This is a genomic window from Pseudoduganella sp. R-34, from assembly GCF_049904655.1.
Lineage (GTDB): Bacteria > Pseudomonadota > Gammaproteobacteria > Burkholderiales > Burkholderiaceae_D > Rugamonas.
On record NZ_CP184572.1, the window covers coordinates 1,031,365 to 1,055,077 of the forward strand.

General features: G+C 65.1%; 17 protein-coding genes. 9 read left to right on the plus strand and 8 right to left on the minus strand.

What is annotated here, in order from left to right; genetic code table 11:
* Window positions 1–69 precede the first annotated feature (69 nt).
* Window positions 70–252, plus strand: coding sequence for a hypothetical protein (locus tag ACN9MW_RS04865; RefSeq protein WP_426168076.1), 183 nt, complete (start codon window positions 70–72; stop codon window positions 250–252).
* On the opposite strand, the gene ACN9MW_RS04870 is transcribed toward ACN9MW_RS04865, so the two are convergent.
* Window positions 231–4,760 (minus strand): translocation/assembly module TamB domain-containing protein, encoded by a 4,530-nt coding sequence (locus tag ACN9MW_RS04870; protein ID WP_426168078.1) that lies wholly within the window; start codon window positions 4,758–4,760, stop codon window positions 231–233. The genes ACN9MW_RS04865 and ACN9MW_RS04870 overlap by 22 nt on opposite strands.
* Entirely contained in the window at window positions 4,760–6,541 is a 1,782-nt protein-coding gene (locus tag ACN9MW_RS04875; RefSeq protein ID WP_426168080.1) for an autotransporter assembly complex protein TamA, read from the minus strand. The genes ACN9MW_RS04870 and ACN9MW_RS04875 overlap by 1 nt, the downstream gene beginning before the upstream one ends.
* A gap of 132 nt (window positions 6,542–6,673) precedes the next feature.
* Here ACN9MW_RS04875 and queC point away from each other — a divergent pair, with 132 nt between their 5' ends.
* Both queC and ACN9MW_RS04885 read left to right on the plus strand, forming a co-directional pair.
* Complete coding sequence (gene queC, locus ACN9MW_RS04880) at window positions 6,674–7,405, plus strand: 7-cyano-7-deazaguanine synthase QueC (protein WP_426168082.1); 732 nt, start codon at window positions 6,674–6,676, stop codon at window positions 7,403–7,405.
* A 49-nt stretch (window positions 7,406–7,454) separates the two neighbouring features.
* The gene (locus ACN9MW_RS04885) at window positions 7,455–10,424 is read left to right on the plus strand and encodes a CHASE domain-containing protein (RefSeq protein ID WP_426168084.1); all 2,970 of its coding nucleotides are present in this window, start codon (window positions 7,455–7,457) and stop codon (window positions 10,422–10,424) included.
* Here the strand turns inward: ACN9MW_RS04885 and ACN9MW_RS04890 are convergent, their stop codons facing one another.
* A complete protein-coding gene (locus tag ACN9MW_RS04890) occupies window positions 10,425–11,789 on the minus strand; it encodes a serine hydrolase domain-containing protein (RefSeq protein ID WP_426168086.1) in 1,365 nt (454 codons plus the stop codon).
* Between the two features lie 53 nt (window positions 11,790–11,842).
* Window positions 11,843–12,238, minus strand: a complete 396-nt coding sequence (locus ACN9MW_RS04895) for a hypothetical protein (protein WP_426168088.1) — start codon at window positions 12,236–12,238, stop codon at window positions 11,843–11,845.
* Window positions 12,239–12,447: 209 nt separating this feature from the next.
* Here ACN9MW_RS04895 and ACN9MW_RS04900 point away from each other — a divergent pair, with 209 nt between their 5' ends.
* From ACN9MW_RS04900 to ACN9MW_RS04910, 3 genes are all read left to right on the plus strand, one after another.
* Window positions 12,448–12,657 (plus strand): hypothetical protein, encoded by a 210-nt coding sequence (locus ACN9MW_RS04900; RefSeq protein ID WP_426168090.1) that lies wholly within the window; start codon window positions 12,448–12,450, stop codon window positions 12,655–12,657.
* A gap of 118 nt (window positions 12,658–12,775) precedes the next feature.
* Window positions 12,776–14,737, plus strand: a complete 1,962-nt coding sequence (locus tag ACN9MW_RS04905) for a GAF domain-containing sensor histidine kinase (protein ID WP_426168092.1) — start codon at window positions 12,776–12,778, stop codon at window positions 14,735–14,737.
* A complete protein-coding gene (locus ACN9MW_RS04910; RefSeq protein ID WP_426168094.1) occupies window positions 14,734–15,816 on the plus strand; it encodes a hypothetical protein in 1,083 nt (360 codons plus the stop codon). Before ACN9MW_RS04905 ends, ACN9MW_RS04910 begins: the two co-directional genes overlap by 4 nt.
* A 174-nt stretch (window positions 15,817–15,990) precedes the next feature.
* Here ACN9MW_RS04910 and ACN9MW_RS04915 read toward each other — a convergent pair whose 3' ends face one another.
* On the minus strand, window positions 15,991–17,496 hold the full coding sequence (locus ACN9MW_RS04915; RefSeq protein ID WP_426168096.1) for a DUF3369 domain-containing protein: 1,506 nt from the start codon (window positions 17,494–17,496) through the stop codon (window positions 15,991–15,993).
* Between the two features lie 112 nt (window positions 17,497–17,608).
* Window positions 17,609–18,397, minus strand: coding sequence for a DNA-formamidopyrimidine glycosylase family protein (locus ACN9MW_RS04920; RefSeq protein ID WP_426168098.1), 789 nt, complete (start codon window positions 18,395–18,397; stop codon window positions 17,609–17,611).
* A gap of 55 nt (window positions 18,398–18,452) precedes the next feature.
* Between ACN9MW_RS04920 and ACN9MW_RS04925 the strand changes: the two genes are divergently transcribed.
* The 3 genes from ACN9MW_RS04925 (at window position 18,453) to ACN9MW_RS04935 (ending at window position 21,890) form a co-directional block, all read left to right on the plus strand.
* Complete coding sequence (locus ACN9MW_RS04925; protein WP_426168100.1) at window positions 18,453–18,941, plus strand: GNAT family N-acetyltransferase; 489 nt, start codon at window positions 18,453–18,455, stop codon at window positions 18,939–18,941.
* Between the two features lie 108 nt (window positions 18,942–19,049).
* A complete protein-coding gene (locus ACN9MW_RS04930; protein ID WP_426168102.1) occupies window positions 19,050–21,236 on the plus strand; it encodes a PhoX family protein in 2,187 nt (728 codons plus the stop codon).
* Window positions 21,237–21,386: 150 nt separating this feature from the next.
* Window positions 21,387–21,890 carry a DUF3016 domain-containing protein gene (locus ACN9MW_RS04935; RefSeq protein WP_426168104.1) on the plus strand — a complete coding sequence of 168 codons (504 nt, stop codon included), beginning with the start codon at window positions 21,387–21,389 and terminating at the stop codon, window positions 21,888–21,890.
* 9 nt (window positions 21,891–21,899) lie between these two features.
* On the opposite strand, the gene ACN9MW_RS04940 is transcribed toward ACN9MW_RS04935, so the two are convergent.
* Both ACN9MW_RS04940 and ACN9MW_RS04945 read right to left on the minus strand, forming a co-directional pair.
* Window positions 21,900–22,343 (minus strand): thioesterase family protein, encoded by a 444-nt coding sequence (locus ACN9MW_RS04940; protein WP_426168106.1) that lies wholly within the window; start codon window positions 22,341–22,343, stop codon window positions 21,900–21,902.
* A gap of 62 nt (window positions 22,344–22,405) precedes the next feature.
* Window positions 22,406–23,665, minus strand: coding sequence for a PQQ-dependent sugar dehydrogenase (locus ACN9MW_RS04945; protein WP_426168108.1), 1,260 nt, complete (start codon window positions 23,663–23,665; stop codon window positions 22,406–22,408).
* Window positions 23,666–23,713: the final 48 nt, after the last annotated feature.

A 23,713-nucleotide genomic window follows, 5' to 3' on the forward strand; every position in this document is an offset into this window, starting at 1 on the left:
AAAAAAAGAAGAATTTTAACCGCAGGCGTAAAATACCCCTTCGTGATCTCGCTTTCGGGAGTTCCAGCCATGGAAAAACACCGTATCCACGCCCACCGCGCACCGGATTTGCCGGTGCCAGTCGACGAGTCGCAGCCGCACCCCGAGCCGGTGCATCCGCACAGCCCGCACAACCCTGTCCCGCAAGACGAGCCGGTGCCCAACCATAATCCCGAGCTGCGTCCGCCCGGTCAGTCGAAAGCCCAGTTGTAAAGCACGTCCAGTGCGTTGTTGGTGCCCGTCTGCACCTGCAGCGTCACGCGGTTGTTGACCTTGTAGCGCAGCTTGACCAGGCTGGTCGCGGTGCCCGCGCCCTGCTCGAAGCTGATGTAGGCGCGCGAAGACAGCTTTTTGCCGACCGTGACGACCGTGCTTTCCAGCCCCTTGGCCTGGCTGACGCCCAGCTCATCGAGACCGACCCGGTTGGCCAGGCTCGGCCCGCCGCTGCCGCCCAGCAGGGCGCCGGCTGCGGTGCCGAGCAGGCTCATTTCATTGCCGGCCATGTCGGCGGTGCCGTGGCCGAGCACCATCCAGGCCAGTTTTTCGCTGTCCGGCACGGAAGGCGTGGAAACCAGCTTGGCCGATGGCGCCAGCGCGGTGCCGCGCACTTCGACGCCGGCTTCCACATTGGTCTCGCTCAGCTCATCGCCTTCGGGGCGCTTGCGCACGGCGCGGATGTTCAGGCCCGGGTTGTCGTAGGCGCCGGTGAAATTCAGCACGCCGCGTTCGATCGCCAGGCGCTGGCCGTAGGCGGCGTACGTGCCGCTGACGACGCGGATGCTGCCGTTGACGCGCGGGGCGCGGCGATCGGCCATGCGCACGCGCACGGTGCCGGCCAGCTGCGCGTCCAGGCCCTTGCCGCGCAAGGTGAAATCGTCGCCCAGGTCGGCCTCCAGGTCGATATTCAGGGGCAGCCCGCTGCTGGCGGCAGCCTTCGGTTTTTCACGGCCCAGGATCACCACGTCTTCGCTGATGGTGGGCGTGTCGAGCGAAGGCAGTTCGATGACGGCGCGGTTGGCCCTGAACTTGCCGTCGAACTCGAAGCGCTTGGCGTCGCGCACCAGGGTGCTGCTGCCGCTCAGCACCAGGGTGCGGTCCGGGCGGTTGAATACTTCGAGCTTGTTGGCGGCCAGCTTGAGGTCCATCGACATGTCGCCGCCTGCCAGCCGCAACCAGCCGTCAGCCTGTACATTGCCGTCGGTTCCATCGAAGCGCAGGCGTTGCAGCTGCAGCTGGTCGCCGCTCACTTTGGCCTGCAGGGCGCCGTTGCGCAGGCGGATGCCTTGCTCGGCCCAGTTGATCACCAGCTGTTCGCCCACCACCTCGCCATCCAGCAGGGGATTGGCGATGGTGCCGTGGCCGCTGGCATGGGCGCGCAGGGCGCCGCCCAGTTCCATTCCTTGCACGCCAAGCAGCGGGGACAGCCAGGCAATGGAAGGCAGGCTGGCGCTGGCGCCGAAAGTCAGGGGGCTGTCGGATGGAATGCGGCCGTCGCGCAACTGGGCGCTGGCTTCCAGGCGCGCATTGCCGGCGCGGTCGCCGGCCAGTTCGGCCTGGGCGCGCAGCTGGTCGCCGGCGACCGTGACGCGCGCGTCCAGCACCTTCAGCTCGAGCGGGATCGGGCGTTCGCCGCCGGTGATCGTTACGTCGCCTTTTTCGCGGAATACGTGCAGGTAGCCGTCCAGCGCGGGCGCGGCGCCTTTCGCGGCGGGCGCTGCCAGTTCCAGCGACCAGTCGCCGCCCAGGGTCATGGTGCTGGCCACGTTGCTGCGCCAGGTGTCGGACAGTTGGGCGAGGTAGCTGGCGTTGACGCCGCTGGCGCTGCCTTTGCTGCGCCAGCGCAGGCCGTTCTTCTCCAGCGTGTCGATGCGCAGGCTGCCTTCCGGCATGGCGATGGTGGCGCTGCTTAACTCGAGCTGCTCCGGCTGCGCCAGGCCGGCAACGCCATCGCCTTTGCGGCCGCTAATGCGCAGCGTGGCCGGCGCCTGCAGGGTGAGGGCGAAGCGGCCTTTGTTCTGCAGGGCGTCGATGCTGCCGTTCCAGCTATCCGGGGCGAAGCTGCCGTGGACTTTTGTGCTGGCGTCGAAGTCGGGATTGGTGGCGGCTAGCTGCACCGAGTGGTTGCCTGCGGTGCCGCTGGCCTGCAGGCGCAGGCGGTCAAGCAGCAGGCCGGGCATGTTCAGGCCCGTGACCACCAGGTCGGCCTGCAGCGGATCGTCAGGTGCGAAAGAGGTGCCGATGGTGGCGCTGCCCTTGATCGAAGAGATCTCACGCTGCCCCGGCAGGCGCAGGTGGGCGCCATCCAGCGTGGCGCTGAGCGTTGGCATGGTGTTGGGGCCGCGGCCAGCGACGTTGCCGCCACTGGCGTAGCCGCTGCCGCGCAGGTTGCCGGACCAGCCGCTGCCCAGAACCGCCAGTTGTGGTGCGTCGAGCTTCCAGTCGATGCGGTCTTGCGGCTTGCCGAACGAGCCTTTGGCCTGCAGCAGGTTGGGGCCGAGGTGCAGGTCGACGTCGCTGTCCTGCACGCGGCCGGGGGCGGCGGCGAACTTTGCATGGCCGCTCAGTGCCGCGTTGCCAAGCGTGGACGCCGGCTGCAGGCGGATATCGGCATTGGCCAGCCAGTCCGCCGAGGCGCGCAGCGTGGCGTCGAAATCGGCGTTGACGTTGCCCACGACCGAAGCGCCAAAGCTGGCCGGGTTGAGGCGCATTGCGCTGCCGGACAGCTTGACGTCCATTGCGCCGAAGAGCGCCGCTTCGCCGCTGGCACGGATCACGCTGTCGGCGCGGGCCGGCGCCGGCGTGGGCGCGGCCGGGCGTTGGCCGCCTGGCGGCTGGTAGCCCAGGCCGCGCGCCTCCGCGCTGAAGCTGGTGCGCGGCGCCTGGTAGCCGCCGTCCAGGGTGCCGCTGGCGGTGGCGCTGCCTTGCAGCTGCGGGTCGAGCACGGAAAGCTGTTCGGCGTCGACTTGCCATTCCAGCTTGTCGCCGGCAGCGCCGAATGCGCCGCGCGCGGTGGCGCTGTTGCGGGCGTAAGCGAGGCGGGCGTCGATGCTGGCGATGTGTTGCGCATCGGCGGCCAGCTTGACGCTGCCCGACAGCGGCTGCCCCATCAACTTGCTGGGCTGCAGGACGATGTCGGCGTTGGCGCGCCAGTCCGGCGCCAGCTTTCCGCTGGCCTGCAGTTCCGCGTTCAGGTCGGCCGCAGGGAATGCGCCCAGCGCGGCCGGATCGAAGCGCTTGACGACTGCGTTGGCCTTGAAGGCCTTGTCGTCCTTCAGGCTGGCCTGGGCGGTGGCGGCGATGCTGCCTTGGCCGGCGCTGACGCGCGCCTGGTGCACGGTCAGCAGCAGGTCTTGCAGCGTGGCGTAAGCGTCCAGGCGCAGCTTGCCTTCGCCCAGCGCGGCGCGCAGGGTGTGTTGCTTGCCCTTGGTTTCGGCGCTGATGTCGCCGGCAATCGCCGTGCTGATGGCGGCGCCGTGCAGGCCGCGCAGGTCGAGGCGGTCGGTGTGCAGGCGCACGCTGGCGGTGTCGATGCTGCCGTCTTTTGGCAGGCGGCGCAGCTTGCCGCTGCCGGTGAACTTGCCGGCGGCGCCCAGGTCGATCAGCAGGCCGCTGAGGCTTGCATTGTCCAGCGTGCCGCCCAGTTGTGCGGCGGCGCTGTGCAGGGGCAGCTTTTGCTGGTCGAGCGGGCCGGGGGCGCTGCGGTTGGTAGCGGCCAGCTTGCCGGACAGCTTGTCGCCATTGATGGCGGCGTCCAGCGCCAGGTCGATTGCCGCCTTTGGCCAGGCCGGGTCGAAGCGGGCCGGGTCGACGTCGCGCGCCTGCAGGCGGATGCTGCGCAGGGGCAGGGCGTCGAACGGCGCCAGCACCAGGGTGCCGTCGCCGTTGGCGTAGTTCGATTTGCCTTTGACGTCCAGCTTCAGTTGCGCAAGGTCGCCGCTGGCGTACAGCTCCAGCCGCGTGGCGCTGCGCTCGACCATGCTGGGGTCGGGCGGCGTTGCCGCCGCAGCGCCGGGTGGTGTAACGGGATTGCCGGCAGGCCGGGCCGCGGGAGTCGACGGCGGCAGCGGCGCCAGGGCGGCGGTGGCGCTCAGTTTGTACGGGCGCGTGGTCGAAATTTCCGCGCTGGCGGCAAGGGCGCCAATGGGTGTCTCGGCGCTGGCGTCCTTCAGTTGCCAATGCTGGCCGTCGCCCTGCAGCTGCAGCTTGATGGCGCGCAGCTCGGTGCGGCTGCCGTCTTCGCTGACCAGGGCCAGCGTGCTGACGCGGCCGTCCGCAATGCTCAGGCGGAACGGCGGCGTGATCGATGCCGGCATCACGGCTGGTTTGGATGGCCCGGTGCTGCGCGATTCGGCGCGCGCCACATGCAGCTCGCTGATCGCCACGCCCTCGCTGAAGTATTGCAGCGGCGACCAGTTGATGTCGATGTTATCGAGCGTCAGGACGCTCGACTCGTCGCGGTAGATGATGCGGCCGATATGCATGCGGCCATACAGCGAACCGCTGACGCCGGTGACCACGATCTGGCCGCCGCTGGCGCGCGCAACCCGCGCCACGATCTGCTGCAGCGTGGTTTCGCGTCCCAGCAGCCACGCCGCGCCGCCCAGCACGGCCAGCGTCACGCCGCCGCCGATCAGCGTGCGGCGCAGCCACTTGCGGCGAGGCGCTGCCAGCGGCGCCTCAGGCGGCGCTGGAGGATGGGGGGGATGGCGCGGCGTATCCATCAGAACGTGAACCCCAGCGAGAAGTGCAGCCGGGCCTTTTTAGTGGCATGGCCATATGCGACGTCGACATTGATCGGCCCGACCGGGCTCTTGTAGCGCGCACCGACGCCGTAGCCGGACTTGGGACGCAAGCCGCCCAGCGAATTAGACGCATTGCCGGCGTCATAGAACACCGCCGCGCCCCAGGTCGGCTTGAACCAGTACTGGTATTCGGCGCTGCCGGTGACCAGGTAGCGGCCGCCGACCGTCGCTTCGCCCTGCTGCACGCCCAGCTCCTGGTAGGCATAGCCGCGCACCGAGTTGTCGCCGCCGGCGCGGAACAGGTAGGTGGTCGGCACGCCTTCCTGGTGCGCCGAGCCGAGGGCGCCGAATTCGGCGCGCAGGATGACGGTGGATTTCGGGCTCAGGGGCCGGTAAGTGATGCCGCGCGCCGTGGCGCGGATGAATTTTTCATCCGTCAGCACCGGCAGCAGCGCCCCGCCCAGCGTGGCATTCAGCACATAGCCCTTGGTCGGGAACACCAGGTTATCCACCTTGCGCCAGGTGGCGGCATAGGTGATCGGCAAGGACTGGCTGTGCGACGAGAGCACCCGGTTCACGGTCTTGCTCTCGTTCAGGTACTCGATGGAGATGCTGCGCTCGAGCAGCGGCGTGCCCCAGGCCCGCTTGGCCGCGACGGAAGCGGTGCGCGTGATCTCGCCTTCGATATCCTTGCGTTCCAGCGCCGCGCCGAAGCTGTCGTTGTAGCCGTCCGCCGTGGTGGGAAAATAGAAATCGCTGCGCGCCTGCTGGCGCTTGGTTTCCAGCGTCAGCGCGCTCTTCATCTTCAGGCCGAACACGTTCAGGTCATCGTAGGTGCCCGAGGTGCGGTAGCCGGTATTGGTGCTGAAGCCGATACCCACGCTGGCATTCTTGCGCTTGTTCTCCACCACGCGCACCAGCAGCGGCAGCGGCGCCATCGTCGCCGGCTGCGGCACGCCCTCGGCCTTGCCCTCGGCCGCCTCGATCTGCTCGCCCAGCAGGGACGACAGGTCGGCGCTCACCTCGACGTTGGAGAAATAGCCGGTCTCCTGCAGCTTGCCCTGGTAAGCCTGCAGCGCCGCTTCGCTGTAGACGTCGCCCGGCTTGATCGGGTTCAGGTTGCGTACCGCCGATTCGGGATAGCGCCGCAAACCCTCGATTTTCAGTTCGCCGAAGCGCATTTCCGGCCCGCTGTCGAGCGCCACGTGCAGCAGTGCGCGCCGGGTCTCCGGATCGACCACCGCTTCGCTGGAAATCATTTGCGCGCGCGGGTAGCGCGTCTGCACCACGGCGCGCAGCAGATCGCGCTTGGCCTTTTCCCATTCGTCCTGGCGGAACACGGCGCCCCGCGGCAGGGCCCAGCCGGCCTTCAGCGCCTCCTGGTCGAACGGCGCGCCCGACGCCGACTGGAAACCTTCCAGCACGATCTCCACCTCGCCCACCAGCACCGGCTCGCCCGGCTGCACGTCGACCGTGACGGTCGGCGTGCCGCTTTCGTCCAGGCGGATATTCACCGCCGGCGTGTAGTAACCGGCAGTCGCAACCAGCGTCCTGATCTGCTCCGGCGCGGCGCGCAGCATGCGCTGCAGCTGGTCGCGGTCCATGCGCTCGTTCGTGCGGTAGCGCACCAGGTCGAGGTTATCTTCGAGAAGCGACTCCAGCGCGCGCGGGGCGTTGATGCGGACCTGGTAAGTCCAGCCCTGGGCAGCCGCCAGCAAGGGCAGCAGCAGGGCAGCGCAGCCCAGTACAAGGCCCCTCAATACTTTTATGCCGGTTTGTGCCAAAATTCGTGGTCTGTGATCTGGAAGTCGAAACCGAATGTTACCGGATCAGCCGCAATCTTGTCGGCCACTTAATGATTGATTACAAATAGACCTCTAAGAAAGACTGCGATGCTGACAAACGACGCCGCACTGGTCCTGTTCAGCGGTGGACAGGACTCGACAACCTGCCTGGCCTGGGCCCTGGAGCGCTATCCGCGCGTCGAAACCATCGGCTTCGACTACGGCCAGCGCCATGCGATTGAGCTGACCGTGCGCCCGCGCGTGCTGCAGCAGATGCGCAGCGTGAAGCCGGAATGGGCGGAACGCCTGGGCGAAGACCACATGGTCGACCTGGGCCTGATCTCGCAACTGTCGAAGACGGCCATGACCGAGGACATCGAGATCGTGATGCAGGAAAACGGCCTGCCGAACACCTTCGTCCCCGGCCGCAACCTGCTGTTCATGACCGTGGCCGCCACCCTGGCGTATCGCCGCGGCCTCACCGTGCTGGTCGGCGGCATGTGCGAAACCGACTTCTCCGGCTATCCGGACTGCCGCGACGACACCATGAAGGCGCTGCAGGTGGCCCTGAACCTCGGCATGGACACCCGCAACAAGCTGGAAACCCCGCTGATGTGGCTGGACAAGGCGCAAACCTGGCAACTGGCCGAACGCCTCGGCGGCCAGGAACTGGTTGACCTGATCCGCGCCGACACCCATACCTGCTACAAGGGGGAACGCGGCGCGCTGCACGACTGGGGCTATGGCTGCGGCACCTGCCCGGCCTGCGAGTTGCGCGCGCGCGGCTACCGCCTGTACCAGGCCGCACTGCGTGGCAATCACGATAGTAGCGCCGATTGACTTTTTCTATAGGGCAATTGCTTTGCCCTAAACAAACTAAGATGCTGGTATGCCGAGGCCACCTGCCAGCCCGCCGCTCCAACGCCTGCTCCAACCCCGCCTGCTGGCTGGGCTGGTGGTTGCGCTTTGCCTGACGGCGACCGGCAGCGTCTGGTGGGGCGCCCACGTCGATGCCGAGCGCGACGCCCGCAGCGGCTTCGAATACCGCGCCCGCGAACTGGTCAACAATATGGCTGCGCGCATGCAGGCCTATGTGCAGGTGCTGTACGGCGTGCAGGGCTTGTTCGCCAGTTCCGACTACGTCGACCGGCAGGAATTCCACACCTATATCGAGCGCCTGGAACTGGGACAGAACTTTCCTGGCATGCAGGGCATCGGCTTCATGCGCCTGGTGCCGGGTGCGCAGCTTGAGTCGCACGTCGCCATCGTCAAGGCCGAGGGCTTTCCCGACTACGCGGTGACGCCGCCCGGCCAGCGCAGCCAGTACGGCCCGGTGGTCTATCTGGAACCGTTCTCCGGCGCCAATATGCAGGCTTTCGGCTATGACGGGCTGTCCGAGCCAGTGCGCCGTGCCGCTTTCGAGCAGGCGCGCGATTCCGGCCTGCCGACCATGACGGGCAAGCTGCTCCTCAAGCAGGAAACCGCCGACCCGGTGCAGTCCGGCTTCATTATCGCGCTGCCGATCTACCAGAACGGCGTGGGCCGCTACACCCTGATCCAGCGCCGCAGTGCGCTGAAAGGCTGGGTCTACGCGCCGTTTCGCGTGGGAGACGTGATGGCGGCGCTGGGGCACGATGCCCTGCGCGGCCTGGACGTGGAGGTCTACGACGGCGACGCACCCAACGCCATGACGCGCATGTTCGACAGCGCGCCGGCGGCTGCCGCGGTGGAAGGGCGCCAGCACGCGCTCAAGCGCATCAGCCTGGCGGGCCGGCGCTGGACCCTGCATATCAGCGCGCTGCCCAAGGCCAACGGCGTGCTTTCGGATAAACCGCGCGCCATCGCCATCGGCGGCCTGTTGATCAGCGCCTTGCTGGCGCTGCTGGCCTACGTGCTGGCGGAAAGCCGGCAGCGCCTGCGCCTGGCGCTCGACCAGAGCAGCCGCATGGGCGATGAATTGCGCGAGGGGCAGGAAACCCTGCTGGCCATGGCCGAACATGCCCAGGGCAGCCAGGCGGTGTTGCGCTGCATCCTCGATTCCACGGTGGACGGCATCCTGGTCGACAACTACAGCGGTGCCGTGCTGAACTCCAATCGCCGCTTCCGCCAGTTGTGGAATGTGCCGGAGCAGCTCGATTGGGAAAACGACGGCGCCATCCTGCTGGCCCATATGGCCAGCCAGCTGGAACAGCCCGATGCCTTCCTGCAGGCCTGCGCCCGGCCCGAGCCGGACGACGAGGACAGCCACAGCCAGCTGCAGATGCGCGATGGCCGCGTGCTGGAAGTGACCACGCGCCCGCTGCGCCTGGGCAGCGAAGCAGCAAGGCTGTGGTCCTTCCGCGACGTCACCGAACGCACCCTGAACGAGCGGCGCGAGGAAGGGCGCCACCAGGTGCTGGAATTGCTGGCCGCCGGTGCGCCGCAGCAGGAGGTGCTGGACAGCCTGATGCGCGGCATCGAGGTGGTCAACCCCGGCATGATCTGCAGCGTGATGCTGCTTGACGAAGAAGGCAGGCACCTGCACCTGTCCGCCGCCCCCAGCCTGCCGGCCTTTTTCAGGCAGGCCATCGACGGCTTGCCGATCGGCTTTGGCAACGGTTCCTGCGGCAAGGCCGTCACCAGCAACAGCCGCGTGATCGTGGCGGACATCGCCAGCGACCCGCTGTGGGCGCCGTACCGCGAGATGGCCTTGCGGGCGGGACTGGGCGCCTGCTGGTCGGAGCCGGTGCACGGCGCCAACGGCAAGGTGCTGGGCGCCTTTGCCATCTATCACCGCGAACCGCAGCGCCCCAGCGTGGCGCAGCTGGCCCTGATCGACCAGGCTGCCAGCCTGGCCGGCATCGCGGTGGAACAGGCGCGCGCCGCCGAAGCCTTGCGCGTCGGCGAGGCGCGCTTCCGCAGCCTGTACGACCATGCGCCGGTCGCCTTGTGGCAGCAGGACTGGTCGGCCGTGCGCGCGGCCTTGCAGGAGCTGGTCGAATCGGGCGTGGAAGACGTGGCGCAATGGCTGCAGGTAAACCCCAGCCAGTTGCAACGCCTGGCCGGGCTGGTGCGCATCACCGACGTCAATGCCGCCGCGCTGGCCCAGGTTGGCGCCGACCCGGCCTGCAAGCAGGCGGGCAAGCTGGGCCTGGCGCAGAATTTCGCGCCGTCGGCCATGCGGGAATTCGGGCGTGCGCTGCTGGCGATGGAGCAGGGCGCGCACCTGTTCCAGTGCGAAGCCAGCTTCCTGCGCCTGGATGGCGTGGAGCGCCAGAATGAACTGACCCTGCTGGTGATGCCGGGCCACGAACATGCGCTGGACTTCGTGATCGTCTCCACCATCGACATCACGGAGCGCAAGCGCCTGAATGAAGAACTGCTGCAGCTGGCCACCACCGACTTCCTGACCGGCTTGCCGAACCGGCGCGAGTTCATGACGCGCCTGGAAGACGAGCAGGCCCGCCTGCAGCGCGATGTCGGCGGCCGCGCCGCCGTGCTGATGCTGGACATCGACTACTTCAAGGACATCAACGACGCCCACGGCCACGACTGGGGCGACGCCGTGCTGCGCCACCTGGCCGGCCTGATGCGCGATTCGCAGCGCAAGATCGACATGCTGGGCCGCGTGGGCGGCGAGGAATTCGCCATCCTGCTGCCGGGCGCCGACCTGGAAGCGGCGCGCGCTTTTGCCGAGCGCCTGCGCCAGCGCATTGCCGAGACCCCGATGGGACGCAATGGCAACAGCATCGCCATCACGGTCAGCATCGGCATCGCCAGCATGGCGCCGGCCGATCGCAGCGGCGACGCGGCCCTGGTGCGGGCCGACCACGCGCTATACCGCGCCAAGCGCGCCGGGCGCAACCGGGTGGAAGGCTGATCAGTCGGGGCGCATGCGCAGCTGTTCGACCTTGTCGCCCTTGCCCAGGCTCAGGTCGACCAGCATGGCGCCGCTGCCGTAGTTCAGGCGGTAGCTGTACTTGCGCGCTTCGCCATCGGTGCTGCGCGCCAGCGCTTCCACCTTGCGCAGCGGGCCCCATTCCTGCAGGTCCTCCGACACCATGGCCAGGAATTCCGGCGGCAGGTCGCCCGCTACTTTGTCGCTCAAGCCTTCCGGCAGCTTGCGCTCGGCAATGCTGGCGAACATGGCCCGCACGCGTTCGGCCACGGCCGGTTCGGTTTCCGCAATCGCAGGCTTCGGCTTGACGGCCAGCGCCGGCAGGTAATGCGCGGCGACGATGTCCCCCAGCTTGCCGGGGCGCGCGCTGGCCGAATTGGCCAGCACCACCACCGACAGCCTGTCGTCCACGAAGCGGTACAGCTGCGAACGGAAGCCTTGCCATGCGCCGCCGTGGGCGATGGCGCGATGGCCGTTACGCTGGAACAATTGCCAGCCGTAGCCGTATTCGGTGGCCGTGCCGTCGTTCAGTCTGGCCGGCGTCCAGCTGGCATTGCGCACGCTGGCCGGGAGCACCTTGTCGCCATACAGCGCCAGGTCCCATTTCGCCAGGTCGCGCGCCGTCAGGTACAGGCTGCCGTCCGCCGTGGTGTTCAGGCGCGGCGCCACCCAGGACTGGTTCACCAGCTTGCCGCCCTTGCGTTCATAGCCGCGTGCGCGGTGCGGAATGATGTCGGCTTCGCTGATGATGCGGGTGCCCATGTCCAGCGGCGCGAAGATGCGCTCGCGCAGCTGGTCGCCATAGAACTTGCCGCCCGCCTTGTTGCAGATGAAGCCGAGCAGGTGGTAGCCCATGTTCGAGTACGACCATTTCTCGCCCGGTGCGAACAGCACGGGGATCTCCGCCTCCAGCGCGATCAGCTCTTCTTCCGTGTAATCCTTGGTCAGGTCCAGCCTGGCGTAAGGATCGCCCAGGCCCGAGGTATGCGACAGCAGGTGGCGGATGGTGATGCCTTCCCAAGCCTTGGGCGTGTTCGCCAGGTGCCGGGAAACAGGGTCATCCAGCGACAGTTTGCCGTCTTCGGCCAGCAGCATCACCAGGGCCGCGGTGAAGGTCTTGCCGACCGAACCGGACTGGAAGATGGTGGCGGGCGTGACCTTGACCTTGTTTTCCAGGTCGGCCAGGCCATAGCCTTGTTCTCGGATGATCTTGCCGTCCTTCACGACGGCGATGGAAACGCCGGGGATATGGCTGCGTTTCATCTCCGCCAGGATGGCGTCATCGAGCTTGTCAGCGAAGGCGGGGGCAGAGAAGGCGAGGGAGAGCAGCAGGATGGTCGGGCGCATGGATGCAATCCTTGAGTTGCAAAAATTGCATTGTAGCACCCGATCCGGGCGAATCAGGCAGGGGCATGTTCCAGCGCCGGCGCGGCAGCTTCGGCAGGCTTGCGGTGGCGGCGCTTCACCAGCCAGTAGATGAAGAACGGGATCATCAGCGGCAGCAACAGGGGCGACACGGCCGCCATGGTCACCACGGCCGCCAGCGCCAGGGACAGGATCACGATCACGCCGACGCCTGCCATCACCACGGCCACGATGGCTGCCGCGAAGATCATCGCCACCGCCATCACGGCAAACACGCCGCCGGCCAGCACGGTACCGAACAAGGCGCCCAGCGGCCCGTCATAGTCCGTGTCGCCGACCGTGACGACGAGGTCGCTCGCATCGAAGGAGATCCAGGCTGCAACCATGCAGAAGAACAGCAGGACCAGGGACAGGGCAAATACCTTTTTCATGATGGGCCTCTTGGCGTTGAACATGGTGTTACTGTAGGCCCGGCGCCCCTTGCCAGCCATCCGCTTGCGACGAACGGTGGATTTTGCATGATGAATGGAAAAAGTCCGCCGTTCCGCCTTGAATTGATTGACTGTTTGCCTATACTGAATATCCGATCTCTGAGATGGAGGGGAATATGGCTTGGCTAGTAAGAGACGGGAGCCAATCGTTGCTCCTGGGAATCGACAGCGAACCGCGCCAGCGCAGCGCGATGATCGAGTTAGGCCCCAAAGGCCCGCCATCCGCACCACCGACGATTCCACCAATCATCATCAATCCCTTCAAATACCAGACGCCCGACCCGGCCATCGATCCGCGCATCACTCCCCTCGGCCCGCCGGTGTTGCCGCCTCGGCGGCCTGCCATGTCGCTGCATTGATCTGGCACAAACTTGGTTTTCCTGATACAGCCCGCGCACCACGCGGGCTTTGTTTTCCGCTGGCTAGCGTGGGCGCCTCCTGCTATATTTCCCAGACGCATCTAACCTTGGGAATAAGATGGAAAGCCGTCTGCGCCGCCTGGAGGCCGTCCAGGAAATCCTGCTGGAAATTGGCAAGCTGTCCAATAGTTGCACCGACATCTTGGTCTTCCTGCAGTCCGTGCACGCGGCACTGGGCCGCATCATGTACGCCGCCAATTTCTACGTGGCCCTGAGCGACCGAGACGCGCCCGGCAATGCGGTGCGCTTCGTCTATTTTGTCGACGAAGTGGACGACCATCCCTACAAGGACCAACTGGTGCAGCTGGCCACGCCCGACCAGTCGCCGACCGCCTGGGTCATCCTGAACAAGCAGCGCCTGGTGATGACGGGCGACGAACACCGCGCCCGCGCAGAAAACGAAGTGTTCGGCGTCGGCACGATCGCCGAGCACTGGGTCGGTTGTCCCTTGCTGGACCAGGACCATGAGGTGCTGGGCGCCATGGTGATCCAGAGCTACGACAAGGAGCACACCTACAGCGAGGAAGACCAGGCTCTGTTCGCGCAGATTGCCAACCACGTGTCGAGCGCACTGCAAGGCTTGCAGAGCATGGACCGGCTCGAGCGTGCCGTGCGCGAACGCACCTTGGAACTGGAGCGCGAAGTAGCGGAGCGCAGCAAGGCCGAACGCCTGCAGCGCGCGCTGTACGAGATTGCCAGCCTGTCCGCATCGGCATCGGCCGAATCGGACGCCAGGCTGCTGTACGCCCGCCTGCACGAGATTGTCGGCAGCCTGATCACCGCCCGCAATTTCCTGATTGCGCTCTACCATCCCAAGCGCGACGAAATGTCGATCCCTTACTTCGTCGACGAGAAGGACCAGGAAGCGCCGGTCCAGCGTTTCGAATACGGCGTCGGCATGAGCTCCTTCGTGCTGAAGAAGCGCCAGCCCATGCTGCTCGACGGGCCCGCGTTCGCGGCGCTGATGGACCGCGGCGACATCAATGAACCGCTGGGGAACCAGGGCATCGCCAGCTGGATGGGTTGCCCGATGATGGTGGGCGATCAAGCGCTGGGCGTGATCATCGTGCAAAGCTACGACGCATCCGTGGTGTACTCGCAGGCCGAACTCGATATCCTGGCCTACGTTGCCAACCACACCGCCGCCGCCATCGCGCGCACCCGCGCCGACCTGGCGATCCGCCGCGCCAAGGCCGAACTGGAAGAACAGAACACCGCGCTGGCGACCGCGCTCACGCAATTGCAGACGGCGCAATCGGAGCTGGTGCGGCAAGAGAAGCTCGCCTCGCTGGGGCGCCTGGTCGCCGGCGTCGCGCATGAAATCAACACCCCGCTCGGCATCTGCGTGACCGCCACCAGCCACCTGGTGGAAGAGCTGCGCCTGTGCCGCCTCGACCTGGCTGAAGGCACGCTGGACGAAGACGGCTTGAACCAGTTCTTCGACACGGTCGACCAGTCGCTCAAGATCATGACCACCAACACCCAGCGCGCAGCGGCGCTGGTGCGCAGCTTCAAGCAGGTGGCGGTGGACCAGTCGTCCGACAATATCCGCCACTTCAACCTGCGCAAATACCTGGATGAAGTGCTGCTGTCGCTGCAGCCCAAGCTGAAGGGCAAACCGATTGCCGTCAACGTCGACTGCCCGCCGGACATCCATTGCGAGAGCTTCCCCGGCGCCGTCTCGCAGATCGTCACCAATATGGTGGTGAACTCCCTGGTGCACGGCTTCGAAGAAGGGCAGAAGGGCACCATCCGCATCACCGGCAAGCTCGAAGGCGATCACGTGCTGTTCGATTACAGCGACGACGGCGTCGGCATGGATTCCACCACGCTGCAGCAGCTGTTCGATCCCTTCTTCACCACCAAGCGCGGCTCCGGCGGAAGCGGCCTGGGGGCGCACATCCTGTACAACCTGGTGACCGGACCGCTGGGCGGCACGGTGAAGGTGGTCAGCTCGCCCGGCATGGGGCTGCACTACCACCTGCGTTTCCCGCGCGACCAGCGCAAGCAGTCTGCATGAGGGCGTTTTTCCTTGCCTTCGCGGCGGCGTTTGCCTGCGCCGCCGGCGCCGCACCGCTGGCTGACCAGCCGCGCAGTTATCCTTTCAAAGACCAGCAAGGCGACGATGCAGTCGCCAAGCTGCCGTGGATCGTAGGCGGCCAGGCCGGCGTGGCTGAGCGCATCAACGCCTATGTGTACGACGCGTTCCTGCATACCCTGCCTTCGGCGGACGCCAAGGCCATCGGCGGCATGATCGACCCGGGCACCATGTCAATCGAATCGAATGGCATCAGCCCTGTGAACGGCGGGCGCATGGCGCGCGTTTCGCTGCAGCTGTCGGCTTGCGGCGCGCATTGCGGCGATTCGAATTTTGACTATTACTTCGATGTGTCGAATGGGCGCATGGTGGAGGCACTGGATGTGGTCACGACGGATGCAAAGGCCAGGTTGCTGCCCAAGGCGCGCAAGGCGCGCAGCGTGACGATGCAAAAGCACATCGCCGAGCTCAGGAAGCGCTTCAAGAAGGGCAAGGACAAATCCGATGCCGAAGACCAGCTCATACTGTATGAAAATTGCCTCGACAACGAAGAACAGGCAACTGCCGGCGATTTCGGCCACCTGGGCATCCGCGACAACCGTCTGGTGCTGCGTTCCATGTCCTGCGGCAGTTATTCGGTCCGCAGCATCGACGAGCTGGGCGACTTCGAGTACGTACTCAAGGGCGATGAAATGCGGCCCTACCTGAATCCCTACGGCCGCAAGCTGATGCTGGGCGAGGGCGACGCACCGGCGCCGCTGGTCGGAAAATCCGCCCAGCTGTACAAAGGCACAATCAACGGCAACCTGGCGGTGACGCTGTTTATCGGCGACAGCGGCCTGTCAGCAAGCCCGTCGCCGCAAGCCCACTATTACTATGACAAGCACCGCAAGCAGATTGAGTTGACGGTGCAGCGTCAGGGCGCGCAGCTGACCCTCACCGAGCGCGACAACGACGGCAAGCCATCTGGCGTGATGACGCTGAAGGTGTCCGGCGCAAGGCTGACTGGTGAATGGCGTTCCGGCGCCAAGCGTATGCCGGTCGAACTGGCCGCGTACTGACGAAAATTCGGGGTCAGGTCTGTCTTTTGGACAGACAGCGCACTCCTTTGACAAAAATCAAAACGGGGCGAATCGCAACATCGCGTATTCGTCCCGTCCCGTCGTTTTTCGGTGACTTTGATTTTTATCAAACGTCGTTCACCGCTGTCCAAATGACAGACCTGACCCCGAATTTCAGTCGGGGAAGCGCTCGTTGATCGCGAGGGCCTTGTCCATATTGGCGATCAGCAGTTCGACGAATTTCGGGTCGAGGTGAGTGCCCGCCACCTCGCGCATGTGCTCCACCACTTTCTCGACCGGCCAGGCATCCTTGTAGCAGCGCTTGTGCATCAGCGCGTCGAACACGTCGGACACGGCCACGATCCGCGCGTACTCGTGGATATCGTGGCCCTTCAGCCCTTGCGGGTAGCCGCTGCCGTCGAACTTTTCATGGTGCTGGTGGGCGATCACGGCGGCTGCCTTCAGGATCGGGCGCTGCGAGCCGTCCAGGATCGACAGGCCGACCGTTGGATGCTGCTTCATGATTTCCCACTCGGCCGCATCGAGCTTGCCCGGTTTGAGCAGCACCGAATCCGGCGTGGCGATCTTGCCGATATCGTGCATCGGCGCCGCGTGTTTCAGCACGGCGGTTTCATCTTCCGGCATGCCGGAAGCGCTGGCCAGCAGGTGGCAGAATTCGGCCATGCGCCGCACGTGGTTGCCGGCTTCGTTGGAGCGCGATTCGACCACGTCGCCCAGGCGCATGATCAGCTCGGCCTGGGTGTCAGTGATTTCCTGCGTCAGCAGGATATTGTCGAAGGCGATCGCTACCCCGCTGCAGAAAATCTCCAGCAGCTTCTGGTCGATCTCGGAAATCTCGTCCACGCCCTTCAGCACCAGCAGCGACGCCTTGCCGCTGCTGTTGGGGAAGTAGCCGACGAAGGTGTCGCCGGCCATGCGCGAGATGCGGTTGCGCTCGGCGTCCTTGAGCTGGGCCAGCAGCTCCGGCGTCAGCAGGCTGTCCTCGTCCTGGCCGATCTGGGCCAGCACTTCGTAATCGTGCTCGCCGCTGACGGCGCTGGCGCCGCGCAGGCGCACCAGCATGCTGTGCTCCAGGCGCAGCAGCGCGACCACCTGCTGCAGCAAGCCGTCGGCGAAGTCTTTCAGGTTGCGTGCCTGGAAGATGTGGGCCGAGGCGGCAATCACGCGTTCCAGGCCTTCGCGGTAATGCATTTGCTGCTGGCGCGCTTCTTCCACCTTCATGATGTCGCGGTAGGCGCGCAGGGCGGCGAAGGTGGTGGTGAACAGCTTGGTGCGATCGAGCTCGGTCTTTTCCTTGTAATCGTTGATGTCGTAATTGACGATCACGCGTTCTTCCGGCGCCTGGCCCGGTTGCCCGGTGCGCAGCACGATGCGGGTGAACTGGTTGTCGAGGTCTTCGCGCAGCCAGCGCGCCACTTCCAGGCCGGAGTCTTCGCGCTCCATCACGACGTCGAGGAAGACCAGGGCGATGTCTTTTTCCTTTGCCAGCACTTCCTTCGCTTCGGCGCCGCTGTATGCGTGCAGGAAAGCCAGGCCGCGTCCTTCCAGGCGAAACCGGCTCAGCGTGAGCTTGGTGATGTCGTGGATATCGGGTTCGTCATCAACCAGCAGGATGCGCCACGGCGCAAGTTTGGGCGTAGCAGAAGACAAGAAAGACATATTGGCAAATTCCAAATGTGACACACAGTCCTGGATGATGCGCAATTTTCAGGCGCATCAAATTGATTGTAGTCCTACCCATTGTTATTAACAACAGGCAATACTGGATGAGCTAAATCTTTACAACATCTACTGCGTCGCCGTAACGCTTTTGACAGCGCTCGCACCAGAACGTACGGCGCTGGGTGAGCCCGAGATGGGCCCGGTGCAGCTTGATATTACAGCGCGGGCACACGGCACGGTTGTGCACCAGCCAATGTTTTTTCAATTCAAACGCCAACTTCCATTGTTTGAACTCAAAACTGTATTGGCGCGCTTGCTTGACCAGCTCACGCAACTTTCCTTGTGGCAATTTACTTACCGTGGAGAGAGGGTGTATGTGTAAACGAAACAATACTTCGTTTTTAATAATATTGCCAACGCCAGCGAAGATGTCCTGGTCGAGCAGGACATCGCAGACAAGCCGCTCGGGATTGTCGCGCAGTTTTTTCAGCGCCAGGCGCGGACTCCAATGCGCCGACATCACGTCGCCGCGCCAATCGTAAGCCTGCTCCAGTTCCCCTTCCACCAGCTTGACCGAACAGGTATAGAAGTTCAGCTCGCCGCCTTCTTCGAATTGCAGCGACAGCCGCGGCTCGGCGCCTGCCTTGCGCTCGTCGATGCGGTAGCTGCCGAACATCAGGAAGTGGATGCGCAGCGTGTACAGCGGCAATTCGATCAGGAAGTGCTTGCCCCAGCTGCGTAGCGACAGCACCGGCTGGCCGGGCAGCTCGTCGAACGGCACGGCCTTGCTGTTGCCGCTGGCGCAGGCAATGGTGCGCCCTTCAAACGCGCGCACCTGTTCGCTGAGGATGACGATCGACGGGCCTTCGGGCATGGCGCACCTCCTTGCCGACAGCATCGGCGCTCCAGCGCGGCGGCGCCGTGCGCACGCGCACAATTGCTATACTCGCTGCATGCTGATCCGACCTACGACCGAACACGACTGGACCACCCTCAAGGAGCTGCGCCTTGCTGCGCTGCTTGATGCGCCAACTGCCTTTGGCGTGACGCACGCCAGCGCCGCTGCCAACCCGGATAGCCAGTGGCAGGACCGTGCCGCGGGGCGCGGGCCGGCGGCCTATCTGCTGGCCTTCGACGGCGGCATGCCGGTCGGCATGATCGGTGGTGTCCTGAGTCAAGCGCAGGAGTTCAGCGTGATCGCGATGTGGGTCAAGCCGGCACACCGCGGCAGTGGCGCGGCGGCGGCGCTGGTCGCTGCCATGAAGCAGCACGCGCAAGCACAAGGCCACCAGCGCGTGGTGCTCGAGGTGTCGCCTGCGAACGGACGTGCCGCAGCCTTGTACCGGAAGCTCGGCTTCCAGTTCCTGCCGCAGTGGGAAGCGCTGGCAAGCCACCCGCATATCCAGCTGCAGAAGATGGAATGGCGGGCGGGCGAAAGCTGAACCGGCCGCCTCTTTCGTTTGCGGCGCGCAATCGGCTAGTCACAATGTTGTCATTTTCGCTTCCTAGAATGGCGGGCAGTTTCAACTCCCCCACTTTTGGAAAGCGTCATGGAAAACAAAATCGATCACGACGATATCGGCTACAACGATACCCCGAACGAGCACTTCAGCGAAATTCTCGACAAGCGCATCAGCCGCCGCAACCTGCTGCGCGGTTCGGTAGCGTCGGCCATCTCCGTGATGATGGGTTCTGCCACCCTGACCGCCTGCGGCGGCGGCGGCGACGATGCACCGGTGGTCACCAAGCCGGAAACGCCGGCGCCGGTTGAAAAGCTGCTGGGCTTTGCGGCCGTGGGCAAGAGCCTGGCCGACCTGGTCACCGTGCCGGCCGGCTACACCGCCACCGTCATCTATGCACTGGGCGATCCGTTGACCGCTTCCGCCACGGCCTTCAAGAACGATGGCAGCGATGCCGACTTCGAGAACCGCGCCGGCGACCACCACGACGGCATGGAATTTTTCGGCCTGGACAGTGCCGGCAAACCTTCTGCCAGCGGCAACGACCGCGGCCTGCTGGCCATCAATCACGAAGCGACCACTAACGAAAAGCTGGCATCCTTCTTCATCCACGCCAATGGCGGCACCAACACCCTGCCGCGCCCGGCCGCGGAAATCGACCGCGAAACTTCGCTGCACGGCATCTCCGTGGTGGAAGTGCGCAAGAACGCAGGCAAATGGGAATACGTCAAGGATTCGGCGTTCAACCGCCGCGTCACCTGCCTGACTGACTGCGACCTCAGCGGCCCGGTGAAAGGCAATGCCCTGGTGAAGACCAAGTACTCGCCGGACGGCAGCAAGATCCGCGGCACCCTGAACAACTGCGGCACCGGCCGCACCCCATGGGGTTCCTTCGTCTCCGGCGAAGAAAACTGGAGCGGCTACTTCACCCGCGGCGCCACCGACGATGCCGCGCGCGGCAACGACAAGAGCGTCGCCGCGCTCAAGCGCTACGGCCGCAGCCAGGGCGCCGCATCGCGCCACGGCTGGGAATCGGGCGGCGCCGACGACAAGTACGCGCGCTGGAACAACTCCAAGCTCGGTGCTTCGCTCGATGGCAGCGACGACTACCGCAACGAAATGAACGGCATGGGCTATATCGTGGAAGCCGATCCGTACAACAAGGGCAAGAATCTGCGCAAGCGCACCGCGCTGGGCCGCTACGCCCACGAAAGCGCCGCCTTCGGAAAGACCGTGGCCGGCCAGCCGCTGGCCGTGTACATGGGCGACGATTCGCGCAACGAGTACATCTACAAATTCGTCTCCACCGCCACCTGGAGCGAGGCCGACGCTGCGCCGGCCGACCTGCTGGCCACTGGCGACAAATACCTGGATTCAGGCAAGCTGTTCGTGGCCAAGTTTGCTGCCGACGGCAGCGGTTCCTGGATCGAGCTGAACATCAGCAATGCCGCCATCGCCGCTTACACGACCTATAAGTTCGCCGACCAGGCCGACGTGCTGGTCAACGCCCGCCTGGCGGCCGACGTCGTGGGCGCCACCAAGATGGACCGCCCGGAATGGTGCTCGGTCAACCCGGCCAATGGCGAGGTCTACTTCACCCTCACCAACAACAGCGCCCGTACCGCACCGGACGGCCCGAATCCGCGCACCTATGAAGACATGAAGGGCACGTCCAAGCAGACCGGCAACGTCAATGGCCACATCCTGCGCGTCAAGGAAAAAGACGGCAACGCTTCCGCCGCCTTTACCTGGGACGTCTACCTGTTCGGCGCCCAGTCCGATGCCAACCCAAGCCTGGTCAACCTGTCCAGCCTGACTGCCGACCAGGATTTCTCCAGCCCGGACGGCCTGGCCTTCTCGCGCTCCACCGGCATCTGCTGGATCCAGACCGACGACGGCGCCTATACCGACGTCACCAACTGCATGATGCTGGCCGGCCTGCCAGGCCAGGTGGGCGACGGCAAGAAAGTCACGCTGGCGTACGGCGCCACCAATGTCGACACCTTCGTCGGCAAGACCCCGACTGCCGACACGCTGAAGCGCTTCCTGGTCGGCCCGGTCGACTGCGAACTGACCGGCATCACCGAAACGCCGGATGGCAAGACGCTGTTCGTCAACATCCAGCACCCGGGTGAGGGCACGGCCAACGCCAATATCGCCGACCCGGCCAAATACACCAGCCAATGGCCAAGCAATGCCGGCTACGGCGTGGGCAAGCGTCCGCGTTCGGCCACCATCGCCATCACCAAGAACGACGGCGGGCGCATCGGTAGCTGATTGTAAAAAGTTGTCTGAAAAATGGGGTACGTCCCCATTTATTCTGGGCCGGACGTATCCGGCCCGTTTTTTTTGTCAGGAATTGTTTCAATGACAGCAGGGGCGGGGGCGAGGAGTATATTGAAGCTTATCTAGGAAAGGAAACCCATCATGAAACGCCGAACTCGCTTCTGGATCGCCGCTGCCCTGCTGCTGGCGGCGGCTGGCGCCGCCTCGGCAGGCGGGGTGACCGTCAAGTACCAGGACCCGGACAAATTCACGGACGTGCCGTTCTGGGAACAGGACCGTGACCAGGTGCTGAAGGAATTGACTACCCATTTCGAATCCCTGGCCAGGCAATTGCCGGCCAACCAGCAATTGTCGATCACCGTGACCGACATCGACCTGGCCGGCCGCGTCGAGCCGCGCCGCCGTTCCCTGCACGACTTGCGCATCCTGCGCGGCGGGGCCGACTGGCCGACCATGGAATTGCAATATACGCTGCAACAGGATGGCAAGGTGCTTGCCAGCGGCACCGACCGCCTCAGCAACATGATGTACCTGGACGGCCTGAACCGTTACGCGGGCGGTGATTCGCTGCGGTATGAAAAGCCGATGGTCGACGATTGGTTCAAGAAAACGTTCGGCGCACCGACCCAGCTCAGCAGAAAGTAATGTTGCCGCTCAGTCGATCCAGTTCACGCGGCTGAACTTGGCGCGGAAGTCGTCCGGCATCGGCACCACCTGGCTGTGGCGGTAGTGGTAGAACACGAAGCCTTGCTTGGCCATGGCAACCAGCGTGCCATCGGCCGGACGGGTGATGCGGAAGATGACGTCGCCGCCATACTTGTTGAAATCCATCACGCCTACCTCGAACAGCAGCTGGTCGCGCGCGTGCGCTTCGGCGCGGTAGGTGGTGGCCAGGTCGGTGACGATGATGCCGGTGCCGTCGGCTTCCGTTTCCTGCACGCCGAACTCGAACAGGAAGCGCGCCCGCGCTTCCGAGATCATGGAAATCATCGAGTCGTTGCCGAGGTGGTTGGCGCCGTTGATGTCGGTCACGCGGACCGTCAGCTGGGTCGAAAAGCAGAATTGGTCTTCCGGGAACGCAAGCGTCAGTCTGGCCATGTCTTTCGCGGGCTGGTGGGAAAGCGCCCATTGTAGCGCGCCTTCGCCACCGGGACCGGTCCTTACGGTTTGCGGATGATCTGGTACACCTTGCCGGATTCGCTCAGCATGTACAGCTCGCCCGCGGCATCCTGGCCGAAGGCCGGGACCTGGCCGATATCGCCCACCGCCCAGTCTTTCGCTTCGCTGACTGCGCCGTTGCTATACAGGAAGCTCTTCAGGAAGCCCTTGCAATAATCCGAATAGAGGTAGCGGCCGGCCAGTTCCGGCAAGGCCGTGCCGCGGTAGACAAAGCCGCCGGTGATCGAACAGCCGTTGGCATTGTTGCTGCCGTGGTCGTACTCGAAGACGGGCAGGGTCAGTCCTTGCTGGGAACAGGTGCTGGCGTTGTAGCAACTGGTCCCTTCCATGGTGTTCCAGCCGTAGTTGACTGCCTTGGCGCCGGCCGCCACCACGTCGACTTCCTCCTTCAAGGCCTGGCCGACGTCGGCAATGTACAGCGACGATGTCGTGTTGTCGAAGGCGAAGCGCCAAGGGTTGCGCAAGCCGTAGGCCCAGATTTCGCCACGCTTGCCGGCCTGGCCGACAAAGGGATTGTCGGCCGGCACGTTATACAGCGGCGCCACCACGTCGTCCACCTTCAGGCGCAGCAGCTTGCCCAGCAGGGAGTCGAGGTTTTGCGCATTGCCGCTCGGGTCGCCAGCGCCGCCGCCGTCGCCGGTGCCGGCATACAGGTAGCCGTCGGCGCCGAAGGCCAGCATGCCGCCCATGTGGTTGGTATACGTCGGGTGCGGGATGGTGATGATGCGCTTGAGCGAGTTGGCGTCGGCCACGTTGGCATCGGCCGAGACTTTCACTTCGTCGATGGCGATGTTGCTGAACTTGTCCGTGTAATAGATGTAGAAGCGGCCGGTCTGGGCGTAGTTCGGATGGAAGGCCATCGACAACAGGCCGCCTTCGCCGTCCGTGCTGAGCAGGCCGGTCAAGTCGAGGAACGGCGTGCTGCGCAGCGTGCCGTCGCTGCCGAGGATGCGGATGCGGCCCGGGCGCTCGACAATGAAGCGGCGCGCATCGCCAGCCGGTGCGGTCAGCAACAGGGGAGTGCTGAGGCCGCTTGCCACTTCCTTCACGGCCAGCGCGAAGGCCGGCTTCGGCGGTTCCGGCGGCGGTGGCGCCGGTTGCGTCACGGGGGGCGAACTGCCACCGCCGCCGCCACCGCAAGCTGCCAGCAGCGCGGCCATCAAGGTTGCAGCCAGCGTGCTGGCCGGGGACACAGCGAGGGCCGCAGGCGCGGGCCGGGAATTCAGGTCATCAGCCATCATTTCCTCCGGTTGGGTTAGCAGCCAACTTTAGGACTGCCCAACTGCGCC